This is a genomic window from Nitratidesulfovibrio sp. D1, assembly GCF_051133415.1.
Classification (GTDB): domain Bacteria; phylum Desulfobacterota; class Desulfovibrionia; order Desulfovibrionales; family Desulfovibrionaceae; genus Cupidesulfovibrio.
Genome location: NZ_JBPGNZ010000005.1, coordinates 407,220 through 431,632, shown reverse-complemented (window position 1 = coordinate 431,632; position 24,413 = coordinate 407,220). Strand labels below are relative to the sequence as shown.

Sequence of the window (24,413 nt, the reverse complement as noted above, 5' to 3'; positions counted from 1 at the left end):
GCCCCTATCATGTAGGGACATGCCGGGACATGCCGGGACATGTCCCGGGCCGGACGGCCGCCACGGGCGGCGCGGGCCGGACATGATGCAGGAGAATGCATGGCAGGGGAGAAAAGCCCCGGAAAGAAGCCCCCCCGCAAGGATGACGCCAAGGGGGGCAAGGGCCGCAAGCCCGCCGCATCGGGCAAATCGGGCAAGTCTTCGGGTCCGGCGTCAGGAGGATCGGGCAGCCGCCCGCGCTCCGGCGGCAAGCGCGGCAAGCCCACCCTGACGCCGCTGGTGGCGCGGGCCGTGCTGGCCATCTGCGTGGCCGCCACGCTGCTGGTGATGCTGCTGTTCGTGTTCGGCTCGCCCATGAAGCCGTCCGGCGACGAGGCGCGCAAGCCCGCCGTGACCGAGCGCGGCGAGAAGAAGGCGCAGGCCCCGCAACAGGCGCAGAAGCCGCCAAAGGGCGACGCGAAACGCGGCGAACAGTCCGAACTGCCCCAACTGCCGCAGTTTCCGCAGCTTCCACAAACCCCGGTGAGCGATACGCCCAAGGGCGAACCCCTGGCCGGGGACGCAACGGGTGACGCCGGGGCCGATGCGCCGCAGACCGCGCCCGTCAAGCCGGAACGCGCCGCGTCACCCCCGGCGAACGGCACGGCCGACGCCAACGGCGCGCGCGAGGCGGGGGGCGAAGTCCGCCAGCCCGTGACCCCCGGCAACCTGCCCTACGAGGAAAGCCTGGACGCCCCGGTGGAAGCGGGCGTGAAGCAGGTGGACTATGCCCTGGTCCAGACCGTGACCCGCCTGGGCCTCGGCCGCGACCGGCTGCGCCTGGCCTCCATCGAGAACCGCCAGTCCAAGGGCCAGACCTTCCATTTCCAGCGCATGGAAATGCGTCTGGACGGCGCGCCCGACCGCTTCGTGCAGACCCTGAGGGAAACGCTGGCCGCCTGGTCCGACACCGCCAACGTCGAGGTGCGGGCCGACGACCTGCTCATCGTCACCGTGGACGGCCTGCCCACCCACGAGATTTCGCTGCTGCTCTACGAGGGCGCGCCTCCCCCGGTGGCGATGACGCCGGGCGGGGCGCGGCTGGCCATCGTCATCGACGACATCGGCGAAAGCATGTCCGCCGCGCGCGACCTGGCCGCGCTGGACTATCCGGTGACCTTCTCGGTCTGGCCGCGCAGCACGCACGCCCGCGAGGCGGCGGACCTGGCCCACAAGGCCGGGCGCGAGGTGATGATCCACCTGCCCATGGAGCCGGTGCGCTACCCGCAGGTGAAGCCCGGCCCCGGCGCCATCCTGTCCGGCCAGCAGCCGCAGGAAATCGCCGCGCTGGTGCGCGACGCCGTGCGCCGCGTGCCCCACGCCGTGGGGCTGAACAACCACATGGGCTCGCGCGCCACCCAGAACGCCTCGGCCATGCGCACCGTGTGCGAGACACTTGACGGCACCGGCCTGTTCGTGCTCGACAGCGTGACGCACCAGAATTCGAAACTGTACGCCGAGGCGAAGCGCGCGGGACTGCCCGCCTACAAGCGGAACGTGTTCCTCGACGTCATCGCCGACAAGCGCAACATCATGTTCCAGTTGGACAAGGCGGCCCGCATCGCGCAGGCCGAGGGGCAGGCCATCGCCATCGGCCACCCCCTGCCGGAAACCGTGGCCGCCCTGAAGGAATGGGCGCGGACGCGGGATCGCAGTGTCATCATCGTACCTGTCCGGCAGCTTTCCCGCTGACTTCAAGCGGACCTTCCGCCCGTTGGCGTCGTCAAGCTTCGCCTGCCATGTCGGTCGAATACGATAAGAGTATACTCCCTCATGTCAGGCTCGCTTTCCTCGCCAACGAACGGAAATCCCGCTTGAAGGTGCGCCGCGTGACTCGTCCTCCTTGCCGGAGAACGAAATCTCCGCAGCGTGCGGGGTGCGCAGGCACAGGATTGAAACCGCAAGTGAGTGAGGCGGTTTCGGTCAACTGCGCGCACCTGATGGCATGTCCCCTGTACGGGCGCGGGTGAACCGTTCCGTTGCCGCCCGCGCCGCAACCGCAACCCTTGCAGTATCCGGAGGAAATGAATGGCCGAGCGCACCTTTTCGATCATCAAGCCCGACGCCGTGGAACGTAACCTGTCCGGCGCCATCCTGAAGATGATTCAGGACAGCGGGCTGAAGGTCGTCGCCATGAAGATGATCCACCTCACCCGCAGCCAGGCCGAAGGCTTCTACGCCGTGCACCGCGAGCGTCCCTTCTTCGACAGCCTGGTCACCTACATGTGTTCCGGCCCGGTTGTCTGCTCCGTGCTGGAGGGCGACAACGCCATCCAGCGCTACCGCGACCTGATGGGCGCCACCAACCCGGCCAATGCCGCCGAAGGCACCATCCGCAAGACCTACGCCGTGAGCATCGAGGCCAATTCCGTGCACGGTTCCGACGCCCCCGAAACGGCGGCGTACGAAATTGGGTACTTCTTCAACGCACTGGAGATGGTAGGGTAGCGACATGACCGTCAGCAGCACCGGGAACGCCGTCATCGGCTGCATCGGCTGCGGCAACATGGGGGCCGCCATCCTGCGCGGTCTTTCCGGCCGCGAGGGACTTTCCCTGCTGGGATACAACCCCACGCCCGCAAGGGTGCTGGCCCTGGCCGACGCTGGGGTGCGCGCCATGCCCGACGCCGCCGCGCTGGCCGCACAGGCCGACGTGGTGTTGCTGGGGGTGAAGCCGTACATGGTGCCCGAGGTGCTGCGCGCCGTCGCGCCGTCGCTCAGGCCGGACAAGGTGGTGGTGTCCATCGCCTCCGGCGTGTCCATCGCGGCCATGAAAGCCGCCATGGCGGAAGCGGGCGGCCCCGAGTGTCCGGTGGTGCGCGTCATGCCCAACACCCCCGCCATGGTGGGCAAGGGCGTGTACGCGCTGTGCTTCGACGACCCGGCCCTGGACCAGTCCCGGCGCGACCTGGTCCGGGGCCTGTTCGAGTCCATCGGCACGGTCGTCGCGCTGCCGGAGTCGAAGTTCGCCGCCTTCACGGCGGTGGTGGGCTGCGGCCCGGCCTACGTCTTCTACTTCATGGAGGCGGTGACCGAGGTGGCCGTGACCCTGGGTTTCACCCGGCAGGACGCCACGGAACTGGTCAAGGGCCTGTTCTCGGGCTCGGTGGCGCTGGCGGAGCAGTCCGGCACGCACCTTTCGGTGCTGCGCGAACAGGTCTGCTCGCCCGGCGGCAACACCATCGCCGCCATCAACCAGTTGGACCGCGAGGCCGTGCGGGGCCGCATCATGGATGCGGTGCTGGCGGCCTACAAGCGCGGGCTGGAAATGGAGAAGTAGCGGACCCGGCCTTCGGGCCCGTGGAAACGCCGGTAGAACCATGATCCCCCGTCGCGGCAACGCGGCGGGGGATTTCCGCGTTCCAGGGTACGGGGATGGCGGAATGCTCGCGCCATGAGGCGGCCAAGGCGGTGTGGCGGGCAGCCATGGGTGAGTGCGGGCCTGATGCGGGCCTGATGCGGGCCTAATGTGGGCCTGATGAGGCATGACGTGGGCGGGGCCGGACTGGCGCGGGGCGGTTCACTCCCCGCCGTTGCCGTCGGGTGTGCTCCAGCGGCGCAGCCAGGCGGCCAGCGTCTCTTGCGGCACATCGCCGCGCCCCAACCGCTCGAACACCAGAATCCTGTCGCGCGGCGGGGCGTGACATGTCCTGCCGTGCAGGCGCAGGAACAGCATGGCCGTGACGTAGGCGGTGCGCTTGTTGCCGTCCACGAAGGGATGGTTGCGCGCGATGCCGAAGGGGTAGGCGGCGGCAAGCCCGAAAATGTCCGGCGCGTCGTAGTTGGCCAACTGCCGGGGGCGTGACAGCGCGCTTTCCAAAAGTCCCATGTCGCGCACGCCCGTGGCGCCGCCGTGTTCGTCGATCTGCCGATCGTGGATGGCCAGCGCCACTTCGGCGGGTATCCACCGGATCATCGTTTGGCCAGTTCGCGCAGGATGTTCCGGTCTTCACGCATGATGTCGTCGGCAAGGCCGATCTGCTCGGCGAAATCCTCGTTGACCGGGGTGAGCCGGAACCCGCCGTCCGGGGCTTCCGTGAGGTAGATGGTGTCCCCCTCGCGTACGTTCATGCGGGCCACGGCTTCCTTGGGCAGGACCATGCCCAGCGAATTCCCCACCCTGCGTACCTTGACGGTCTGCATGCGCCACCTCCGTTGTTACGGATGTAATAACATCACGGAGCGACGCAGGCAAGCGGACGCGACGGGATGTGGCCAGACGAGATGTGGCAGGACGGGATATGGCAGGACGGCATGAGGCCGCCGGGGTGTCCGCCGGACACCGCCCTACAGGAACAGGTCGGCGTCCGTGGGGGTGCGGTCCCACTGGATCTTGCCGCGCGACTTCTTGTACTTGCGCAGCAGTACGTACAGCGCGCCCGCGCCGCCGTGGGCGGGCTGGGCCGTGCAGAAGGCCAGCACCACCCGCTTGAACGGGTCGTGCGTCAGCCATGCCTGCACCTTTTCACGCAGGACGCCCATGCCGTCGGGGGAGTTTTTGCCCCTTCCCGGTATGACCAGCACGGTGCGCATGCCCTTGTGGTAGGCGGCGCGCAGGAAGCCGACCATGGATTCGTAGGCTTGCAGCGCGTTCATGCCGTGCAGGTCCAGATGGCCTTCCGGGCTGTACTGCCCGGCGCGCAGCTTGCCGACAGTCAGCGCGTCCAGCCCCACCACGTGGCCCTCCAGGTATTCGTCGGTGAATTCCAGCGCGAATTCCACCGCACCGTCCATGAAGTCCTGCAACGGATGGCCCACGGCGGGCGCGGCGGCCTCGCGCGGGGCGGTTTCCGGCGGCACCTCGCGCCCCTTGCCCGCCAGCGTGCGCACCCCGGTCATGGCCTTGGTGAACAGGTTGTCCTCGTCGGGGGGCGGGGTGTGCTCGTGGTCGGCCACGGTCTGCCGCGAACGCTGGCGCACCGCCTCCTTGCGTTCGGAGGCCGTGACGGGCACGGCATCGGGCTTTCCGGGCATACTCCCGGCGGGAGGCGGGCCGGAGCCGTCAGGCGCATCCGCCGTCTGTTCCAGCAGTCGCTTGAATCCCGGCTGGTCCTGCAACGCAAAGCCGTTGCGGGCCGCGTCCGCGTCCAGCCTGGCCGCCGTAGTGGCTGCCAGCTTGTCGCGTTCGGCGGCCGGGACGGCCGATGCGGGCATCTCGGGCACTACGGGTGCCGGTGTCTGCTCCATTCCCCTCTTGCCCGGCGTGCCCTTGCCGGGCTTCTTCGGCGCGTCCAGCCGCTGCACCGCGCCCATGGCCGACAGGAACGCCTCGGCGTCTTCCTCAGACAGGGGCGGTAGCGCGGACCGGGCTTCGTCCGTTCCGCCGCTCGTGCCGGGCCGCTGGTGCGCCTTGTGCGCCTGCCCGCCGTGTCCGTGGGATCGCGCACCTGCCTTGGCAGCGGGGGACGTCGCCTTCTGGGCGCGGGCGTCGCGGAAGGAGCGCTTGTTCAGTGCCCGGAACGGATTGGCGCTGTCGAAATCGTCGTCGCGGGTGTCTGTCATGGGAAGTCTCCGGAATATGCGGGCGGGGTGGGCGGCACGGCGCGGAAAGGCGGGCGCGCCGTCCGGCCCCGGCAAAGGTCGGAAAAGGTCAGGGGTGGAATTCTCCGTGCGGGGCGGGGTGCTGTCAAGTGGAGCAGGGGACCGGATGGAATCAGGGGGGCGCGCGGCCTCCGGAACGGCCCCGGCCCGTTACACGCTGTTACACGTCCGCGAACGGCCTTGCATTGTTCACGCCCGGCCAAATGTGGTAGTGACGGCGCAACGGAGGTTTCTCATGATCGCATCGCATTCTCCGCGCCACGGCGCGCGTTCCCTGCTGGTTCTCGCACTGCTGCTGGCGTGTTCCGCCCTGCTTGCCGGGTGCGGCGCTCGCTCGTCGTTCTTTGGCGGGCCGGACCCCTTTGGCGAGGAGACCGTGTTCGGTCGGGGCCGCGACAAGGCCGTGCTCATCAATGTCAACGGCGTCATCGACAACCGGCCCAAGTCCGGCCTGTTCCGCGAGCGTCCGGGCATGGTGCAGGAGGTGGTGGCGCAACTGCGCCTGGCCGCCCAGGACCCGGACGTGAAGGCCGTGCTCGTGGCCATCGACAGCCCCGGCGGCGGCGTCACCGCCAGCGACGTGCTGTACCATGAGTTGATGCGCCACCGCGAGCGCACGGGCCAGAAGGTCGTTGCCCTGATGATGGATACCGCCGCCTCGGGCGGCTACTACACCGCCCTGGCCGCCGACCGCATCGTGGCGCACCCCTCCACGGTCACCGGCAGCATCGGGGTCATCTTCCTGCGGCCCGAGGTGGCCGGGCTCATGGACAAGATCGGCGTGCGCGCCGTGGTCAGCAAGTCCGGCGACCACAAGGACATGGGCTCCCCCTTCCGCGAGGGCACCGACGAGGAGCGCGCCCTGTTCCAGTCCATCATCGCCGACATGAACGGCCGCTTTCAGGGGCTGGTGCGCGAGCGCAGGCCCGCCAGCCACGGCCGCGAGGCGCAGTTCGCCGACGCGCGCATCCTCACCGCCCGCCAGGCCCTGGCCGCCGGGCTGGTGGACCGCATCGGCTACTTCGAGGACGCCCTGGCCGAAGCCGCCAGCCTGACCGGCGCCACCGAACTGCGCGTGGTCACCTACCGCCGCGACCCCCTGCCCGGCGCCACCGAATACGCCACCGCCACCACCCCCGCCGGGTCCGGACGCATGGCCCTCGTCGATCTGGGCCTGCCCGGCATGGACGCCGCCTCGCGCGCCGGGTTCCACTATTTGTGGCTGCCCGAGGCCGGGATGTAAGAGGCAGATGGAGAGTAATCGTGGGAAGGGAGAGAACTTTTGCGCTCTGCGGTCGCCATCCGTAAGGCTCGCAGGCTCGCCTAACGGCTGCCGCAAAGTTCTCTCCCTTCCCACGAACCCCCATCCCTCTCTCAAAACTTTTCCATTAAGGCACCCCCCGTCATTACGGCATGGCGGAGGGTGTTTTCTTTAACCGTATTGGGCTGCTACGCCTCCGGAGCGTCCGCTTCCACCAGCGCGTCCACGATGGTGCTCAGCACGGCGGCGGCGGGGCGGTCGGGGTGCGAGGCGATGTAGATGTTGCCCTCGTCGCCCGCGCGGACGATCTCCGGGTCCAGCGGCACCGCGCCTAGGAACGGCACGTTCATTTCCTTGGCCAGGCGTTCGCCGCCGCCCTGGCCGAACAGGGATTCCACGTTGCCGCACTTGGAGCAGACGATGCCGCTCATGTTCTCGATGACGCCCAGCACCGGCACGTTCAGGTCTTCGCAGAAGCCCAGCGAGCGGCGCACGTCGTCCACGGCCACGGCCTGCGGCGTGGTGACGATGAGCGCGCGGGCCGCGTCGCCCAGCAACTGGAGCACGGACAGCGGTTCGTCGCCGGTGCCGGGGGGGCAGTCCACCACCAGGAAATCCAGTTCGCCCCAAGCCACGTCGGACAGCAGTTGCCTGATGAAGCCCATCTTCACCGGGCCGCGCCAGATCACCGCCTGGCGGCCGTCGGGCAGGAAGAAGCCCAGCGACATGACCTTCAGCGAAACATCTTCGCGCCACAACACGGGCTGGATGGTGTCGCCGTCCACGTCGGCCTGGGCCGCGTCCAGCTTCAGCAGGCGGGGGATGGACGGGCCGTGCACGTCCACGTCCAGCAGGCCCACGCGCTTGCCCGCCAGGGCGAGCCCGGCGGCGATGTTGGCGGCGGTGGAGCTTTTGCCCACGCCCCCCTTGCCGGACATGACCACGATGGTGTTGCGGATGTGCGAAAGGGTGGCCTGCAACCTGGCCTCTTCGGCCTGCTGTTCCGGGGTGGGACCACCGCACCCGCCGCCGCAGCCGCCTCCGGCACCTGCGGCCGGGCCGGACGAGCCGGACGAGCCGGACGAGCCGGACGAGCCGGACGAAGAAGACGAGGGGCAGCCCTCCGGATTTCCGGCGGAGCCGCAACCGGCCGCGCTGGGGCAGCCCTGACAGGAAGAAGAATCGCTCATGGGGTGTTGCCTCCGGCAATGGCATACCCCCGGATACCGTCCGGGCACGAACTGCGTGCCGGACGGGCCGGGGGGTGAATTCGACGTCGGAACGGGGATGCTTGCCCGACGTGTGCTACTGTAACCACGCGCCCGCCATGCCGCAAGCCCGCAGGCGGGGTTGCCCGGGCGCTACCCGCGCTTGGCGGCGCGCGCCGCGCGCAGCCAGTCGTACCAGCCTTCCAGTCCTTCGCCGCTGCGGCAGGACATGGGGAAGATGGTCAGCCCCTTGTTCAGGTGCGTGGCGAAGCGCTTGGCCCGCTCCACGTCAAAGTCCACGTAGGGCAGAAGGTCCACCTTGTTCAGCAGCATCACCGTGGAAAGATTGAACAGCAGCGGGTATTTCTCGGGCTTGTCGTCGCCCTCGGTCACGCTGAGCAGGGCCACCTTGTGGTCTTCGCCGCAGTCGAACTCCACCGGGCAGACCAGGTTGCCCACGTTCTCGATGAACAGGATGTCGATCTCCGCGAGGTCGAAGTTGGACAGCGCCTCCAGAATCATGTTGCTGTCCAGGTGGCAGCCGCCGTCGGTGTTGATCTGCACGGCCTTGGCCCCGGTGGCGGCCACGCGGCGGGCGTCGTTGTCGGTTTGCAGGTCGCCTTCGATGACCGCCATGCGGAACTCGCCGCGCAGGTCGGCCAGGGTGCGCTCCAGCACCGAGGTCTTGCCCGCGCCGGGCGAACTGATCATGTTCAGGACCAGAATGCCGTGCCGGGCGAACAGGCCTTTCAGTTGGGCGGCCATCTTGTCGTTGGCTTCCAGCACGTTCCTGACCACGGGTATTTCCACGGTAGCCCCCTATTCTGCTTCGATGTGTTCGACGTACAGCTCGCGCCCGGCCAGCACGTGGTGTCCGGCCTCTTCGCCGCAGGCGGGGCAGGGCGCGAACAGCAGTTCCTTGCCCTGCGGCTCGAACTCCCTGCCGCAGCCGCCGCATTGCAGCTTCACCGGGGCCATGGCCAGTTCCAGCTTCGCACCCTCGAAGGCGGTGCCGATGGTCATGGCCTCGAAGGCGAACTCCATGGCCTCGGGCACGAGGTTGGCCAGCGCGCCGAAGCGCACGCGGACCAGCAGCAACCGGGTGGCGGAATGCTTGGCCAGCTCTTCCTGAACGATGGAGATGACGCTGGATGCGACGGACATTTCATGCATCCGGCATGGATAAAGGAAAAGCCACGGCGCGTCCAGTTGGGGGAAGCGGTGCGGGACAGGGCCGCCGTCCCGCATGCCCCGGCCGTTTGCAACGCCCGCGAAAAAGGGTACATCTGAGCCCGACGCGCCCACGCCGTGCAGCCACGGCGCGGTGTTCGCGGGCAGCGACAGGAGCAGATATGGAGACCGGCATCTTCAAGGGCGTCTATTCCTCCGTCGATCCGCGCCAGACGGGCAGGCCGGGCATGGGGGCGCCGGGGCGCAACGCCGCGCGCAGGCGCTACTGGTTTGTCTGGGAGCACGACGCGGGCGGCTACGTGGTGCAGCCCCTGTCGGCCAGCATGGAACCCACGGGCGAGCGCCGCGCCATCAGCACGGCGGAACTGGCCAAGGGCTATGCCTTCGAGCCGGACGTGCTGGCCGTGCCCGTCCGCCCCGGTTTGACGGCCATGCAGGCCGCGCGGGGCGGTTCCGGCGGTTCGGGCGGCAAGAAGCAGCAGGACCCGGCACCCGGTGACGCGCCGTCCGGCATGGCCGCCGGGCGCGACGCCAACCGCCGTTCCGGCGACATCGCCGGACACGAGATGGGCGCGCAGACCGAGCGTTCGCTGCGGGCCGACTTCGCCATCGCGCTGGCCCAACTGCGCCGGGGCGACCGCGACCGCGCCGTGCGCGCGCTGGAGCGCCTGGCCGAGGCCCCCGGCGAATTCGTACCCGCCCATCGCCACATGTTCACCGATTTCGGCATCAACCTGCGCAAGAGCAAGCTGCCGCGCATCGCCATCCGGCACCATCTGCGCGCGCTGGACCTTTCGCCGGACGACAGCCACGTGCATTTCAACATCGCCCGTACCTACTACGACATGGGCGACACGGAGCGGGCGGAACAGCACCTGCGCGAGTCGCTGGAACTGACGCCCGACCTCGAGCCCTCGCGCCGCTTTCTCGACTTCCTTCTGGAGCGGAAGGCCGGCGCCGCCAACGATGAAGGGACGGCCCGCAAGGCCGCCCGGTAAGGAGACCTTCGCAAGATGAACAAGACCATCGCCATGCTGATACCCACCGTCGTGCTGTTCGCCATGGCGCTCATCGTGCTCAATCATTTCAGTTCCGGCGACGAAAAGCCCGCCCCGGTGGAGGGACCCTCCGTACAGGCGCCAATGCAGACTCCGGGGCAGACTCCGGGGCAGGGCCAGCCCCTGCCCGCGCAGCCGGGCCAGCCCGGCATGCCCTACTTCGAGCAGGGTGGGCAGGGAGCCCTGGCCCCCGGCCAGCCCGGCGGCACGATGACCGAAACCCCGGCAGGCATGGTTTCGCCCGGCGAGGGCGAGCCCGCCGGTTCCCCGGGTTCCGCCGGACAGGCCGGACAGGCCGGGCAGGCTGCGTCGGGCGAACCGCGTACGGCTCTGGGCCGCATGGCGTCCAAGTCGGGCGCCGACCTTGCCGCCCCGCTGGAAAGCAAGAAGAAGGAACCGGCCAAGGGCACGGAGAAAGCCGCGCCAGCCAAGCCTGCCGAAAAGGCGGCCCCGGCCGCCAAGCCGCAGGTCGCCGCCGCCGCCCCCGCCGCGCAATCCGCCCCGGCCAAGGCCGCCCCCGCCGCAACGCCGCAGACGGCCAAGGGCGACCATTCCATCACCTCCGCCACCATCAAGTTCTCCGGCAGCACGGCCATCCTGCACCTGCAAGGCGATGCGCCCATCCAGTACAAGTACATAGTGCTGCCCAACCCCGACCGGCTGGCCCTGGACCTGACCGGCGCGTGGTCGGTGACCGCGCCCTCGGTGCCCTCCAACAGGGTCATCGAAAAGGTGCGCGTGGGCCGCTACGGCGAGAACACCCGCATCGTGCTGGACCTGAAGGCCGCGCCCACCAAGCATGAGGTGGTGAAGAGCGGGGACAGGGCCATAGAGGTCCGCGTGCAGTAGGGGCTGTCTCCAAATTGTCTTTTTGCCCGTTGGCTGACCGACCCGAAGGGCGCGAAGCGTGCCCGTTACGCGAGCTTGCGAGTGTTACGGGCATCGAGCGCAACGCGGTCAAATTTCGCCAGCCATTCCGGTCAAATACGATAAGAGTATATTCCCTGCATGGCGGGCTCTTTTTCCTTGCCAGCGAACAAAAATCCTGATGTGGAAACAATCCCTGGCAGGGGGATTCCCTTCGGAAACGCAAAGAGCGGGACGGAATGGCCGTCCCGCTCTTTTCATGTCCGCCGTCTGCAAGAGGACCGCGTCCGGCGCGGCCCGGAAGGGGCTACTCGGTGTCGAACCCGGCCTTGCGGATGGCGGCCTTCACGGCCTCCACGTCCACGGGGGCCGATTCGGTCCACGCGGCTTCTCCCTTTTCCAGGCTGACGTCCACATCCTTGACGCCGGAAACCCCGGCAACGGCCTTGGTGACGGACATCTTGCAGTGGTTGCACGACATTCCCTTCACGGTGACGCTGGGCATGGTCAGGCTCCTTGGGCTTGCGTGTCGCGGTGGGCGGGGCGCGCACTTGCCTTGCGGCGGGCGCGGGGTTACTTGAATGAGAACTTCTTTCAACACCATAGGCTCCGGGGCGCGGTTTGGCAACACGCCGCCGCAATTCGGAGCCGTCATTTCGGTCGGCGACGGCGGCACGGTTCCGTCATCCGCTGGCCGCAGGAGCCCGCCATGACCACCCTCGCAGGACCGCCCGACCCCCGCGAACGGGCCGACACCCCGCAGCAGTCCGCCCGCCCCGAACAGGCTGATTCCTCGCGGCAGGCCGACGCGCCGTCCGCTTCTCCCTCCCTTGCCGCCCCGGACCTTGCCCGGCTGGTGCTGCCGGTGCGGGGCATGACCTGCGCGGTGTGCGCGGGACGCATCGAACGCATGGTGGGGCAGATGGACGGGGTGTCGCGCATCAGCGTGAACCTGGCCACCGAGACCATGGACGTGGCGTGGAACCCCGCGGCCCTGCATCTGGACGACATCGCCGAACGGGTGAAGGACCTGGGCTTCGAGGCGGTGCTGCCGGACCCCGCTTCCTCCGCCGCCCCCGACGACGGCCTGCTGCGCTACGCGGTGCGCGGCATGCACTGCGCGGCCTGCTCGGCGCGCATCGAGCGCGCCGTGGGCCAGATGGAGGGCGTGGCCTCGGTCACCGTCAGCCTGGCCACGGAAACGGCGCAGGTCACCCCCGCGCCCGGCTTGGCTCCGGACGCCACGGAAGCCCTTGCCGCCGCCATTCCCGCGCGCATCGCGGAATTGGGATTCGAAGCGGAACGCATCCTGCCCCGGCAGGATTCCGGCACCGCCCTGTGGGAGGCCCAGCGCGAGGAGGCCGCCGCCCGCCTTGCCCGCATGCGCGGCAAGCTGGCGCGCGAGTTCGCCTTCACCATTCCGCTGCTGGTGCTGTCCATGGGGCACATGGCGGGCCTGCCCCTGCCCGCCTGGCTCGACCCGCACCACGCGCCGCTGGCCTTCGCGCTGGCGCAGCTGGCGCTGACCGCGCCGGTGCTGTGGTTCGGGCGAGACTTCTACCGCATCGGCTTCGGCAATCTGGCGCGGCGCGCCCCCAACATGGATTCGCTGGTGGCCGTGGGCACCGGCGCGGCCTTTGCCTACAGCCTGTGGAACACGGTGGAGATCGGCCTTGGGGTGGAGGTGGCCCGACGGGTCATGGACCTGTACTACGAGTCGGCGGCAGTGCTCATCGCGCTGGTGTCGCTGGGCAAGTACTTCGAACTGCGCTCGCGCACCCGCACGTCCGAGGCCATCAAGGCCCTGATGGAGCTTGCGCCCGACACGGCCCTGCGCATGGAAGACGGCGAGGCGCGCGAGGTGTCCGTTGCGTCCGTGCGGGCCGGTGACCGGCTGCTGGTGCGGCCCGGCGCGCGCATCGCCGTGGACGGGGTGGTGGAGGAGGGCACCAGCAGCGTGGACGAGGCCATGCTGACCGGCGAAAGCCTGCCGGTGACCAAGAACCCCGGCGACCCGGTGGCGGGCGGCACCATCAACCGGCACGGCTCGTTCGTCATGCGGGCGGAACGTGTGGGCGCGGACACCGTGCTGGCCCGGATCATCCGGCTGGTGCAGGACGCGCAGGGCTCCAAGGCCCCCATCGCCAACCTGGCCGACCGGGTGAGCCTGTGGTTCGTCCCGGCGGTGATGGCGCTGGCGGTGCTGGCCGGGGTGGCGTGGTATGCCTCCGGATCGGAATTCACCTTTGCCCTGCGCATCTTCGTGGCGGTGATGGTCATCGCCTGCCCGTGCGCCATGGGGCTGGCCACGCCCACCTCGATCATGGTGGGCACCGGGCGCGGCGCGCAGCTGGGCGTGCTGATCAAGAGCGGCGAGGCGCTGGAACAGGCCGGGCGGCTGACCGCGCTGGTGTTCGACAAGACCGGCACCCTCACCGTGGGCAGCCCGCGTCTGACAGATGTTGTGATGCTGGCCGACGTGGTGGCGCTGCGCGCGGAGGGCGAAGACGGTTCCGAAGCCGCGCTGGTGCGCCTTGCCGCCTCGCTGGAAGCCCTGTCCGAGCATCCGCTGGCCGAGGCCGTGGCCGAGGGGGCCACGGAACGCCGCCTTGCCCCGTGGCCGGTGGAGGACTTTCTGGCCGTGCCCGGCAAGGGCGTGCGCGGCCGGGTGGTGGCCGATGACGGTGCACGGCGTTCCGTCGCCATCGGCAATGCGGCGTTCATGGCGGCGGAGGGCGTGGCCGGGCATGATGCGCCCGAGGTGACCGCGCGGTCCGACGCACTGGCCGAGCAGGGCCGCACCCCGCTGTACGTGGCCGTGGACGGCCGCATGACCGCCCTGCTGGGCGTGTCCGACCCGCTGAAGCCGGAAGCCCCGGCCGTGGTGCGCCGCCTGCGGGAGATGGGCGTGCGCGTGGTGATGCTGACCGGCGACAACCGCCGCACCGCCCTGGCCGTGGCCCGTCAGGCGGGCATCGACGACGTGCGGGCCGAAGTGCTGCCCGACCAGAAGGAACAGGCCGTCAGCGCGTTGCAGGCAGAAGGGCACGTGGTGGGCATGGTGGGCGACGGCATTAACGACGCCCCGGCCCTGGCCCGCGCCCACGTGGGCATCGCCATGGGCACCGGCATCGACGTGGCGGTGGAGGCGGGCGACATCGTGCTGCTGCGCGGCGGACTGGACGGGGTGCTCACGGCGCTGTCGCTCAGCCGGGCCACGGTGCGCAACATCCGCCAGAACCTGTTCTGGGCCTTCGGCTACAACGTGCTGGGCATTCCCGTGGCGGCCGGGGTGCTGCACGCCTTCGGCGGGCCCACCCTGTCGCCCATGATCGCGGGCGGGGCCATGGCCCTGTCCTCGGTTTCGGTGGTCAGCAACGCGTTGCGGCTGCGCTTCTTCACTCCGGAGGGCGGACCCGAGAGCGGGCCGGAAGGCGGGGCGGAAAAGAGCGTGTAGAACCCGGCACCGCCGGGGGGAAACGCAAGGGGCACCGGATCGTGATGATCCGGCGCCCCTTGCCGTTCCGGGATACCTCGCGGTGGATGCCCGCGGCGTGCGGCGTCAGGCGGCGGAAAGCCGCAACCGCTAGTAGTCCTTGATGTACTCGTCCAGGCTGTCGGCCGTGCAGTTGCGGCTCACCCAGTAGGCGGCGGCCCAGACCATCAGCGCGGTGGCCTGGGTGTCGTCCAGGCGTTTCAGCTTGGCTTCCAGGCTGGCCTTGCTGGCCCCGTGCTTGGTGTGCACCATGCCCACGTCGCAGGCGTCCATGACCCGCAGCAGCAGGTAGGACAGCCGGGTGTGGTCGGGCAGCAGGCGCAGGTCCTTGTGGGCCTCGATGATGGTCTTGAGTTCGGGCCCGGAAAAGATGCCCTTGATGGTGGAAATGGCGCGGAAGAAGGTGTCCACGGCCCACGGCAGGATGAATTCCGCCCCGGCGCTCTTGGTGCGGAAGTAGTCCTTGAGCCAGCGTTCCTGCTCCGACGATATTCTGGCGGCAACCTGAGGCATGTTCGCCCTCCCTGCTCGGGGTGCGGCTGTCGTCCTGCGGGGTGGTGGACGGCGGCACGGCGCGACGGGCCGGACCTGTTCGTCCCCGTTTCGGCGGGCCGGGCTGCATGGCCTGCGTGCGCGCCGCATCGGCGGCGCGCGCGATTGCCCCCAAGCATGCCCCCGTACACACCGGTCTCACGGGGCACGTTAGGTCAGACGGAAAAAAAGCTCAAGAAAAAATCTAGAAATGGCCGCGCGTGGTTACGCGTCCTGACATGACATGGGCATGACGTGGGCATGGCGCGGGGCGCACGCGGCGGGCGAAGGGGGGCTGGACCGGACGGAATTGGGCGGAATCGGGTGGAACCGGACGGCAGTGGCCGCGCCAGCGGGCGCGCCTACAGGTTCACGTCGCCTTCCAGCACCGCGCCGTGGGGGATGGCGGCCTGCATGCACGAGGGGTTGCGCACCACCACCCGCCCGCGCACGGCGACGTCGCGGCCGAACAGCACGTCGCCGTGCACGGCCAGCGTGGCGCAGTGCAGCAGGGATGGCGCGCCGTGGGGAAAACGGGCCATCAGCCGGTCCCAGGTGCCGTAGTGGGCGTTGTCCAGGTCCACCAGCACGTTGGAGGAGGTGCAGTCCGGGTTGGGGCGCACGCGGCCGTCGGGTTCCAGCAGGGTGCGGTCGGACCACAGCACCAGCAGGTCGCTGCACCGCTTCACCGGCAGGAAGCGCTCGCGCCGGGTGACGATGGCCCGCGCCTTGGGGAACAGCGAAATGGCCGCGCCCATGGCCGTTTCCACCTGCCAGACCTTTTCCGAATGGGGGTCGCGCGGGTTCACGGTCTTGGGGTTGCGGATCATGGGCAGGCGCAGCAGGCCGTGCCCGTCGATGTGGCGGCGCAGCGCGCGCAGGTCCAGCCAGATGTTGTTGGTGTTGAACAGCCCGTAGCGCACGATGTCCTGGAAGCGGGGCAGGTCTTCGTCCGGGCACTGGGCCAGTTCGCGCAGCGCCAGCCCCCCGTCGCGCGAGCGGGCCAGGTGCCCGCCCTTGCGGTCCGCCGGGGTGCGCGGCGCGCATTCCATCAGGAAGGGGATGTCCTCTTCCATGAGGTAGCCGAGGATGGCCGGGTCCAGCGTGGCGCCCAGGTTGTCGGCGTTGGAGATGAGCGCGTAGCGGCGGCCCGATTCCAGCAGCCGGTCCAGGTGGCCGGAAAGGGCCAGCGCGGCGTAGATGTCGCCGTGGCCGGGCGGGTTCCATTCCTGTTCCGGGTTTTCCGGGTACTCCACGGGCAGCAGCGTTGCCCGCGACACCTTGGGAAAGCGGTGCTGCAAGAAGGCGCCCGGCCTGCCGGTGTGTTGCAGGCCCAGCACGTCCAGCGCGCGCAGGGTGTCCTGGTGGGTGGAAAAGCTGTTCATGAACAGCAGCGGCGAAGGCCCGCCGTGGGCGCGGCGCAGGTGTTCGGCCTGGCGCACGATGAGTTCGAGGAAGGTGGCCCCGTTCTTGGCGGGCAGCAGCGACTTGGCGTGGGTCATGCCCATGCTGGTGCCGAGGCCGCCGTTCAGCTTGATGCACGCCGCCTCGCGCAGGCGGGCGCGCCCGGTGGCGGCGTAGGGGGCCAGGTCGTCCAGCAGGGGCAGGTCGTCGCGCCCCACGGGCAGGATGTCCGATTCGGGGATCAGGCCGGTGCTGCCGCAGGCCAGTTCTTCCAGGTATGAGGCGAACAGCGCCACCAGCGGCGAGGGCATTCCGGCGCGCGACATCTTGGCGGCAAAGGGTTGCAGGGGAGCGGTGCACACGCCGGCATCCGCGTCCGCATCGGGAATGCGGACGGGGGCGATGGCGGGGGCGGCGGGCCGGGTCAGCAGCTCGGGGCCGGAATGGGGCATGGCAACCTCTGCAAAAGCGCTACGAAGGCATTCCGATGGCGCGCACGGCGGCGCGCCGAAGGGGCGGGCATGCAAGAATGCACTAAATGTAGCATAACTTCAAGAAAAGGACAGCAGAAAAGGGGGGTTGCGCATGGCGAACCGGTGACGGCGGGGTGGCGGAACACGGCGCGCGGGCGAGAATGGGGAATATTCGTAAATGGTTGCTGACGAAAAGGGGCGGCGCGGCGAACTGGCCGCCGCGCCGCCGGAATGCGCGGGATTGCGGGAAGAGGGGGGAAAAAGAGGCGAAAGACTACAGGTACCCGTGCAGCGGGCCGCCGGGCGCGGCCAGCGCGTCCACGCGGCGCTCCACGTCCGGGTCGGTCTCCAGCGCCGGGGCGTGGAACGACTTCAGCCGCGCGTCGATGAGCAGCGGGCCGGTGCACCCCCAGTGCTTGCAGTGGGTGAATTCGCCCGCGCCGTACATGTCGGTGGCCGGGTCCGAGCGGGTGAAGACCACCCACAGGAAGTTCTCCCAGTTGGCGGCGGTGAAGGCCGGGTCGTCCACCACCACGAACAGCGGCAGGCCGTCCAGCCCGCGCGCGTGAGCCAGCCGGGCGGCCAGGGCGTGCATGGCCGGATCGTGCTCGTCGCGCCTGGCGGTGTGCTTCGGCCCGCGCAGCACCACGACGCCCCGGCCGAACAGGCGCGGATCGCCGAACGCGCCGCCGCCCGCCCCGGCCATGTGATCGTCGTCCGTGCGAGCATCCAGCGGCAGGTCGCCGGGCAGGGTGTCGGCCAGTTGCCGCTTGCGCGGGCCCGCCGCCGCCCACACCAGCTTGGAGCCCTGGTTCAGGCTGATGCCGGTGTAGTCCAGGGTGTCGATGGTGGTGCGGGTGATGAAGTGCAGGTCGCGGGTGAAGTCGGTGCGCTCCAGCATGTGCGTGAAGAAGCCGGGAAAGTCGTGCGTGGACATGGAGGGCGCGTCCTCGTGGGCCATGATCAGCACGTACTTGGACAGGGAGGTCTGGGTAGTGCCCAGCAGGGCCATGCCGCAGGTGATCAGTTCCTGCGGCTGGCGTTCCCCGGCGTAGGGCACGTAGCGCTCGCTGCCGATGGCCAGCAGCAGCGGATGCACCCCGGCGGCGTCCACGGCGTGGATCTCGCGCACGCCCGCGAACACCTGCGGCACCAGGTCGGCGGTAAGCTGGTGGATGAAGTCGCCGAACATGGTGTCTTCCTGCGGGGGGCGGCCCACGGTGGTGAACGGCCAGATGGCGTCGGGGCGGTGGTGCACCGCGTCCACCCGCAGCACGGGGAAGTCGTGCGCCAGGCTGTAGTAGCCGAGGTGATCCCCGAAGGGGCCTTCCGGCTTCTGGTACGGGGCGATGGCGCCGCTGATGCAGAAGTCGGCTTCCGCCAGAATGGGGAGGCCGCCGGGTCTGCGCACCATGGGGATACGGAACCCCGCCAGCGCGCCCGCGAACAGGATTTCGGCGATGCCTTCCGGCAGGGGCATGACGGCGGACAGGGTCATGGACGGCGGCCCGCCCACGAAGACGTTGACCTTCAGCGGTTCGCCCCGGCGCAGGGCCTGGGCGTGGTGGTACCCGATGCCCCGGTGGATCTGGTAGTGCAGGCCCACCTCGCGGTCCTTCTCGTAGTCCGGGCCGTCCAGCTGCACGCGGTACATGCCGATGTTGGACTGCATGGGGCCGGGCGCGTCGGGGCTTTCGGTGTACACCTGCGGCAGGGTGACGTAGCCGCCGCCGTCCATGGGCCAGGAGACCAGGCGCGGCAGGTCGCTGATGGCGCAGCGGTGGCGCAGCACCGGGCCGTCGGACACCGATTTCGGCAGCATGGACCACAGGGCGCGCGGAACCCCGGTATAGCGCAGGGGATGGCGGAAGGCGTCGAACGGGTCCAGTTTCAGACGGAAGATGCCTTCCACGGCGCGCAGGGTATCGCGGAAGATGAATTTCGTGCGCTCCATGGTGCCGAACAGGTTGGCCAGCATGGGAAAGCGGCAGCCCCTGACCCGCGTGAACAGCATGGCGGGCGCGCCCGCGCGGTAGGCGCGGCGCTGGATGGCGGCGATTTCCAGGTTGGCGTCCACCTCCGCGTCGATGCGCACGAGGTGCTTGTGGCGTTCAAGGTCGGCGACGCAGGCGGAAAGATTGCGGTAGGTCACGGGTTCCTCGTGCTGGCGGCGCGGTGGCGCATGCATGGTTCGCGCGGGCCGGGCGGAGTGGCCGGAACCGGCGGCGCGGCGGGGTTCGGGAATGCGACAATGCGACAAGCCCGCCCGCGACGCAAGCCCGTAGTGGGGAGTGGATGGCCGGGGGAAGAACCGGGGGCGCGGCGTCAGTCCGTCTCCAGCCGGTAGCCCACGCCGCGCACCGTGCGCAGGCGGGCGCCGACTGCGGGACCGTGGGACCCGGGGAAGCCGGGGGAGCCCGGTGCGACCGTGCGCTCCAGCGTGCGCCGCAGGCGCGAGACCAGCACGTCCACTTGATGTGCCTGATGGGGCTGATGCGCCTGACGGGCATGGGACGGGCGGCCGGAAACCCGGCCGGAAGACGGCGCGGCGTAGTCCAGGCACCAGCGGGCGATGTCCGCGCGCTGCACCACCGTTCCCGCCCGGCGCAGCAGCAGTTCCAGCAGCAGCCGTTCCTGCGGGTGCAGCGAGAGGGGCCGGAAGTCGCGGGTGGCGCGCCCGGTGGCCGGGTCGAACACGATGTCGCCCAGGGCCAGCACCCCGGCCGCCAGCGGACCCCGGCCGGGGGGAGCCGCCAGCCCCGCCGCCCGCAGCGCGGCCACCAGCGCCCCGGCGGCGAACGGCGCGCGCAGCAGGCGGGCGGACGCGGGCAATCCGGCGGCGCGCACGCGGCGCGACTCCTGCCGGGCCGTGCCGGTGTGCAGCAGGACCAATGGGGTGCCGGGCGGGATGCCGGGCGGGGTGCCGGACCGGATGCCGAGAAGGACGGGGTGGGAAAACGGGGACATGTCGCGTGAAGGAGGCGGGACCAGCAGGTCCAGGTCGGCCACCAGCGCGTCGGCATGCGGAACGGCCTGTACCCCCGCGTCCGGCACGTTCGCGGATGCCGGGGGCAGTTCCTCCACCAGCCGCAACCCGGCCTCGGCCAGGGTGTCGGTCATGTGCGCGGCGATGCGCGCATCGGCGGTGCGGAGCAGGATCAGCATGGGGTTTCGGGCGCGGCCATGGTGGTGCGCATAGGTTGGGATACTGCACTGGCCGCGCGGTGTCGAGGGCGGCGGGGTGCGCCAGACCACAGGAGGGCCCCGGTGTGCATGCCGGAGCCCTCCGAAGGGACGCGCCGCTCGTGCAGGGGAGCTACGCCACCTTGTAGAACGCGGAGGCCGAGGCGTTGCAGATGGGGCACTTGTCGTCGTGCGGGCCTTCATGGGTGTAGCCGCACACGGAACAGACGTAGTAGTCCACGTCAGCCAGGGCGGCCGGGTTTTCCAGCGCCTTCTTGTAGAGGTTGGCGTGCACCTCTTCCACGGCGTTGGCCCAGCCGAAGTAGCGGGCGGGAACCTTTTCGCCTTCGGCTTCCGCCTCGGCGATCATCTGCGGGTACATCTTGGTGAATTCGTAGGTTTCGCCCTCGATGGCGGACTTGAGGTTGTCGAGGGTGGAACCGATCTTGCCCGCGTTGCGCAGGTGGCCGTGGGCGTGGATGGTTTCCGCCTCGGCGGCGGCGCGGAACAGCTTGGCGACCTGCGGCAGGCCTTCCTTGTCGGCCTGCTTGGCGAAGGCGAGGTACTTGCGGTTGGCCTGGGATTCGCCGGCAAAGGCCGCCATGATGTTCTCGTGGGTCTTGCTCATCGATATGCTCCTTTCTGGTTTTATGGTTGGGTTCCTTGTCAGGAACAATTCCTGTTTAGCTTCCATCCATGGCCTTGTAAAGTGCTTTTTTGAAGTTTCCCGAAAGAAATTGTCCCGGTCATACGGCATGACGCCGGACGGGGAAGGCGCCCGCGTTGAAAACGGGAAACGGAGGCGCGGGCCGGTGGTGGCCGGACGGCCGGAACTGCGCGGGATATGGGCGGCGTGGGGCTGCGTTGCGGTTGATGGCGCGGACTTGACGAGGACGCGCGCGAAGGCGTGCGGGAGCGCGACGGTTCTAGATGTCGGAGACGGGGGCAGCGTCGGGCACGAATTCGGGGCGCAGGCGGCCCCCCTTCAGCACCAGATGCGCCCGGAACTTCTTGCCCTGGCGCGAGGTGAAGTCCATGGCCTGCGCGGTGCGGCCGGTGGCCAGCAGTTCGCGCGCCGTGGGCTCGTCCAGTTCGCGGCCGAAGGTGGTGCGCCAGATGATGAACGGGCAGCGCCCGCCGTTGGCGGCGACGGGTTCCGCCACGCCGTCCTGCGCGGCCCCTTCAGCCTCGGGCGCGTCCCCCGATGGCTTGCCGCGTTTCTTTCCGGAAGGGGCGGGCGGCTGCCCGGTGCAAGCCCAGCCGCGCGGGGTTTCGCGCACCTCGCCGCCGCACAGGGGGCACAGGCCGTCGGGCGTGCGGGCGTGGCGTTCGGCCGCGGCGTCCAGCAGGCGGTCCAGGTTGCGTCCGCCCACCCGCTTGATGCGGTGCACGCCGTGCCACACGCTTTCGCGTATCCCGTGCATGAACTGCGGGTAGGTGGCCTTGCCCGCCTCCATGTCCTTGAGGGCCTTCTCCCACGTGCCGGTCAGTTCGGGCGAGGCCACGTCGGGCAGCAACGCCTCGATGACCTCGGCCACCTGCATGCCCCGGTCGGTGGCGATGAGCCGCTTGCCCTGCTTGCCCGCGTAGCCGCGCTGGAGCAGCGTCTCGATGATCTGGGCGCGGGTGGCGGGTGTGCCGAGGCCCCGTTCCTTCATGGCCTGGCGCAACTCCTCGTCCTCCACCAGCTTTCCGGCGGTTTCCATGGCCGCCAGCAATGACGCGTCCGTGTAGTGGGCCGGGGCCTTGGTCTGGCGCTTCACCCGGCGGATGTCATGCGTGTGCAGCTTCGCGCCCTTGCGCAGGGGCGGCAGGGGGGTGTCTTCCGCCGCGCGCCACGGCTCCACGGCCAGCCAGCCCTTTTCCTTGAACACCTTGCCCCGCGCGATGAAGGCGTGCTCGCCCACCTTCACCGTGACCGTGGAGGTGGAGAATCTGGCCTCGGCGCAGAAGGCGGCGATGAACCGGCGGCAGATCATCTCGTAGACCTGCCGTTCCGCCTGCGAGAGGCGGGCCGGGTCGCCCTTGCGGGCGGTGGGGATGATGGCGTGGTGGTCGGTGACCTTGCGGTCGTCCACGCAGGCGAACTTCACCTTGCCGGACTTGATGCGCGTGACGGCCAGCATGGTCTCGTCCGGGTACAGGTGGTGGATGGCCCTGAAGTGGTTCAGGATTTCCGCGAACAGTTCCTTTGTCAGGTGGCGGGAATCGGTACGCGGGTAGGTGATCAGCTTGTGCGTTTCGTACAGCGCCTGGGCGTGGCCCAGGGTGTCCTTGGCGGACAGGCCGAAGCGGGTATTGGCCTCCCGTTGCAGGGTGGTCAGGTCGAAGGGCAGGGGCGGCTGCTGGCTGCCCGCCTTGCTGGCCACCGATTCCACCACGCCCTCGCGCCCGGTGCAGGCGGCGGCGATGGCGGCGGCCTCGTCCTCGCTGTCCACACGAGTTTCGCGCAGTTCCGGCGGGCGGTGCCATACGGCGGGAAAGGTGTCCGGCGCGTCCGGGGAAGCGGCGGGCGGAGTAGCGGGCGTGTCCTGGGAAGCAACGGGCGTACAGGGGGTGGCCGCATCGTCCTGCGCGGCGCGTCCCTTGCCCGTACCGGGGGCGAACACCCCCTCCACGGTCCAGAAATCCTGCGGCACGAACTGCTCGATCTCGCGGCGGCGGGCGGCCAGCAGGCACAGGACCGGGGTCTGCACGCGCCCCACGGAGACGAGGCCACCGGTCTTCACCGTGAACAGGCGCGAATAGTTCATGCCCACCAGCCAGTCGGCCTCGGCGCGGGCAAAGGAGGCCAGCCCCAGGTTGCGCTTTTCCGCGTCGGGCAGCAGGCGGGCCAGGCTCTTGCGCAGGCCCTCTTCGGTCATGTCGCTGGCCCACAGGCGGCGCACCGGCTTCGTGCATTCGGCCATCAGGTAGATGCGCCGGAAGATCAGCTCGCCCTCGCGCCCGGCGTCGGTGGCGTTGATGACCCCGGTGACGCGCTCGTCGGCCAGCAGGCGGCGCAGCACGGCGAACTGGTCCGCCGTCTCCGGCAGCACCCGCAGCCGGAAGCGCGGCGGCAGCATGGGCAACTGGTCCAGGGTCCAGCGGCCCGCCCAGGCCGGGTCCTGCTCCTCCGGCTCGGCAATGCCCACCAGATGCCCCACGGCCCAGCTGACCAGATGGTCCGGGCCTTCCAGAAAGCCCGCGCGGCGCTGCGTGGCACCCACCAGGGGGGCCAGTTCGCGCGCAACGGAGGGCTTTTCTGCGATGATCAGGGTCTTGGACATGGGCGTGGTGGAGATGCCGGAGGATGAAGGGTTGCCGGTGCGGGACGTCCCCGCGAACCCGGCCAGCGGGCGAAAGGACACGTTGGAAACAGCCCCTACCCCTTGGCGGCCCCCTCGTCCACGATCCACACCAGGTCCCCGTTGGCCGGCTTCACGAACTGCGCGGGCAGGGTGGGTTCGGCCAGCAGGTCCAGCGCCCGCGCCAGCACGGGGTGCTTTTCCCGGCCGGACACCAGGAACACGCAGCAGCGGGCGTTGTTCAGCACCGGCAGGGTCAGGGTAAGCCGGTCGCTCTTGGTGGCCGGCACGTACTGGTCGATGACCAGGCGGGTGCGTTCGGCAAGGCCGGTGGAATCGGGGAACAGCGACGCGGTGTGCCCGTCCTCGCCCATGCCCAGCAGCGCCATGTCGAAGCGCGGCCAGGCGCCGTCCTCCAGGTCGAAATGCTCGCGCAGCAGCGATTCGTAGGCGGCCGCGCCCTCCACCGGGTCCATCTCGCCCTTCATGCGGTAGAAGCGGGTGGCCGGGGCCAGCGACAGCAGTTCGCGCCGGGCCACGCCGTAGTTGCTCTGCGGGTGGTCCGGCTCCACGCAGCGCTCGTCCACCCAGTACACGGCGATCTTTTCCCACGGCAGGCGGTCGAGCCAGGCCGGGGTGGCCAGCAGGCGGAACAGGGGGATGGGCGTGCTGCCGCCGGACAGGGCCAGGGTGAACACGCCGCGCGCGGCCACGGCCCGCTCGCAACGTTCCAGCAGCAGTTGGGCGGCCTTTTCGGCCATGGCGGCCGGATTCTTCATGACGTGGAGGGCAAGGTTGACGGAACGGTGAGGCATGGCGGCTCCGGTGGCGGCGATTCCGGTTGGCGGTTCGGGTGCGGGTGCGGCCCGCGCGG

General features: G+C 69.6%; 21 protein-coding genes. 7 read left to right on the top strand and 14 right to left on the bottom strand.

Annotated features, from left to right (window positions below):
* The first annotated feature begins 99 nt into the window (after positions 1-99).
* The 3 genes from ACR4XJ_RS12635 to proC all read left to right on the top strand — a co-directional run bounded on the left by ACR4XJ_RS12635 (position 100) and on the right by proC (position 3,319).
* A complete protein-coding gene (locus tag ACR4XJ_RS12635; RefSeq protein WP_434755525.1) occupies positions 100-1,731 on the top strand; it encodes a divergent polysaccharide deacetylase family protein in 1,632 nt (543 codons plus the stop codon).
* A gap of 336 nt (positions 1,732-2,067) precedes the next feature.
* Positions 2,068-2,487: a nucleoside-diphosphate kinase gene (gene ndk / locus ACR4XJ_RS12630; protein ID WP_434755524.1), complete on the top strand. Its 420-nt coding sequence runs from the start codon at positions 2,068-2,070 to the stop codon at positions 2,485-2,487.
* Between the two features lie 4 nt (positions 2,488-2,491).
* Entirely contained in the window at positions 2,492-3,319 is an 828-nt protein-coding gene (proC, locus tag ACR4XJ_RS12625; RefSeq protein WP_434755523.1) for a pyrroline-5-carboxylate reductase, read from the top strand.
* 240 nt (positions 3,320-3,559) lie between these two features.
* Here proC and ACR4XJ_RS12620 read toward each other — a convergent pair whose 3' ends face one another.
* The 3 genes from ACR4XJ_RS12620 to ACR4XJ_RS12610 form a co-directional block, all read right to left on the bottom strand.
* Entirely contained in the window at positions 3,560-3,955 is a 396-nt protein-coding gene (locus tag ACR4XJ_RS12620) for a type II toxin-antitoxin system death-on-curing family toxin (protein WP_434755522.1), read from the bottom strand.
* Positions 3,952-4,182: an AbrB/MazE/SpoVT family DNA-binding domain-containing protein gene (locus ACR4XJ_RS12615; protein ID WP_434755521.1), complete on the bottom strand. Its 231-nt coding sequence runs from the start codon at positions 4,180-4,182 to the stop codon at positions 3,952-3,954. Before ACR4XJ_RS12615 ends, ACR4XJ_RS12620 begins: the two co-directional genes overlap by 4 nt.
* 144 nt (positions 4,183-4,326) lie before the next feature.
* The gene (locus tag ACR4XJ_RS12610; protein ID WP_434755520.1) at positions 4,327-5,541 is read right to left on the bottom strand and encodes a Smr/MutS family protein; all 1,215 of its coding nucleotides are present in this window, start codon (positions 5,539-5,541) and stop codon (positions 4,327-4,329) included.
* 274 nt (positions 5,542-5,815) lie between these two features.
* On the opposite strand from ACR4XJ_RS12610, the gene sppA reads away from it, so the two are divergent.
* A complete protein-coding gene (gene sppA, locus ACR4XJ_RS12605) occupies positions 5,816-6,823 on the top strand; it encodes a signal peptide peptidase SppA (RefSeq protein WP_434755519.1) in 1,008 nt (335 codons plus the stop codon).
* Positions 6,824-7,029: 206 nt separating this feature from the next.
* On the opposite strand, the gene ACR4XJ_RS12600 is transcribed toward sppA, so the two are convergent.
* From ACR4XJ_RS12600 to ACR4XJ_RS12590, 3 genes are all read right to left on the bottom strand, one after another.
* Entirely contained in the window at positions 7,030-8,031 is a 1,002-nt protein-coding gene (locus ACR4XJ_RS12600; RefSeq protein ID WP_434755518.1) for a P-loop NTPase, read from the bottom strand.
* Positions 8,032-8,202: 171 nt separating this feature from the next.
* The gene (gene hypB / locus ACR4XJ_RS12595; RefSeq protein ID WP_434755517.1) at positions 8,203-8,859 is read right to left on the bottom strand and encodes a hydrogenase nickel incorporation protein HypB; all 657 of its coding nucleotides are present in this window, start codon (positions 8,857-8,859) and stop codon (positions 8,203-8,205) included.
* A 9-nt stretch (positions 8,860-8,868) separates the two neighbouring features.
* Positions 8,869-9,213, bottom strand: coding sequence for a hydrogenase maturation nickel metallochaperone HypA (locus ACR4XJ_RS12590; RefSeq protein ID WP_333506247.1), 345 nt, complete (start codon positions 9,211-9,213; stop codon positions 8,869-8,871).
* 188 nt (positions 9,214-9,401) lie between these two features.
* Between ACR4XJ_RS12590 and ACR4XJ_RS12585 the strand changes: the two genes are divergently transcribed.
* Both ACR4XJ_RS12585 and ACR4XJ_RS12580 read left to right on the top strand, forming a co-directional pair.
* Positions 9,402-10,238, top strand: coding sequence for a tetratricopeptide repeat protein (locus ACR4XJ_RS12585; protein WP_434755516.1), 837 nt, complete (start codon positions 9,402-9,404; stop codon positions 10,236-10,238).
* Between the two features lie 15 nt (positions 10,239-10,253).
* The gene (locus ACR4XJ_RS12580; protein ID WP_434755515.1) at positions 10,254-11,147 is read left to right on the top strand and encodes an AMIN domain-containing protein; all 894 of its coding nucleotides are present in this window, start codon (positions 10,254-10,256) and stop codon (positions 11,145-11,147) included.
* Positions 11,148-11,472: 325 nt separating this feature from the next.
* Here ACR4XJ_RS12580 and ACR4XJ_RS12575 read toward each other — a convergent pair whose 3' ends face one another.
* Positions 11,473-11,670 carry a heavy-metal-associated domain-containing protein gene (locus ACR4XJ_RS12575; protein WP_333506250.1) on the bottom strand — a complete coding sequence of 66 codons (198 nt, stop codon included), beginning with the start codon at positions 11,668-11,670 and terminating at the stop codon, positions 11,473-11,475.
* Positions 11,671-11,874: 204 nt separating this feature from the next.
* Between ACR4XJ_RS12575 and ACR4XJ_RS12570 the strand changes: the two genes are divergently transcribed.
* Entirely contained in the window at positions 11,875-14,622 is a 2,748-nt protein-coding gene (locus tag ACR4XJ_RS12570) for a heavy metal translocating P-type ATPase (protein WP_434755514.1), read from the top strand.
* Positions 14,623-14,751: 129 nt separating this feature from the next.
* Here the strand turns inward: ACR4XJ_RS12570 and ACR4XJ_RS12565 are convergent, their stop codons facing one another.
* From ACR4XJ_RS12565 to pgl, 7 genes are all read right to left on the bottom strand, one after another.
* Positions 14,752-15,174, bottom strand: a complete 423-nt coding sequence (locus ACR4XJ_RS12565; RefSeq protein WP_333506252.1) for a hypothetical protein — start codon at positions 15,172-15,174, stop codon at positions 14,752-14,754.
* A 380-nt stretch (positions 15,175-15,554) separates the two neighbouring features.
* Positions 15,555-17,048: a UTP--glucose-1-phosphate uridylyltransferase gene (locus ACR4XJ_RS12560; RefSeq protein WP_434755513.1), complete on the bottom strand. Its 1,494-nt coding sequence runs from the start codon at positions 17,046-17,048 to the stop codon at positions 15,555-15,557.
* Between the two features lie 295 nt (positions 17,049-17,343).
* Positions 17,344-19,221, bottom strand: coding sequence for a UbiD family decarboxylase (locus ACR4XJ_RS12555; protein WP_434755512.1), 1,878 nt, complete (start codon positions 19,219-19,221; stop codon positions 17,344-17,346).
* Between the two features lie 173 nt (positions 19,222-19,394).
* Positions 19,395-20,234 (bottom strand): winged helix-turn-helix domain-containing protein, encoded by an 840-nt coding sequence (locus ACR4XJ_RS12550; protein ID WP_434755511.1) that lies wholly within the window; start codon positions 20,232-20,234, stop codon positions 19,395-19,397.
* A gap of 151 nt (positions 20,235-20,385) precedes the next feature.
* Positions 20,386-20,880, bottom strand: coding sequence for a rubrerythrin family protein (locus tag ACR4XJ_RS12545; protein WP_434755510.1), 495 nt, complete (start codon positions 20,878-20,880; stop codon positions 20,386-20,388).
* Positions 20,881-21,178: 298 nt separating this feature from the next.
* Complete coding sequence (locus ACR4XJ_RS12540; RefSeq protein WP_434755594.1) at positions 21,179-23,521, bottom strand: DNA topoisomerase 3; 2,343 nt, start codon at positions 23,519-23,521, stop codon at positions 21,179-21,181.
* Between the two features lie 95 nt (positions 23,522-23,616).
* Positions 23,617-24,354, bottom strand: a complete 738-nt coding sequence (pgl, locus tag ACR4XJ_RS12535) for a 6-phosphogluconolactonase (RefSeq protein ID WP_434755509.1) — start codon at positions 24,352-24,354, stop codon at positions 23,617-23,619.
* Between the last annotated feature and the right edge of the window lie 59 nt (positions 24,355-24,413).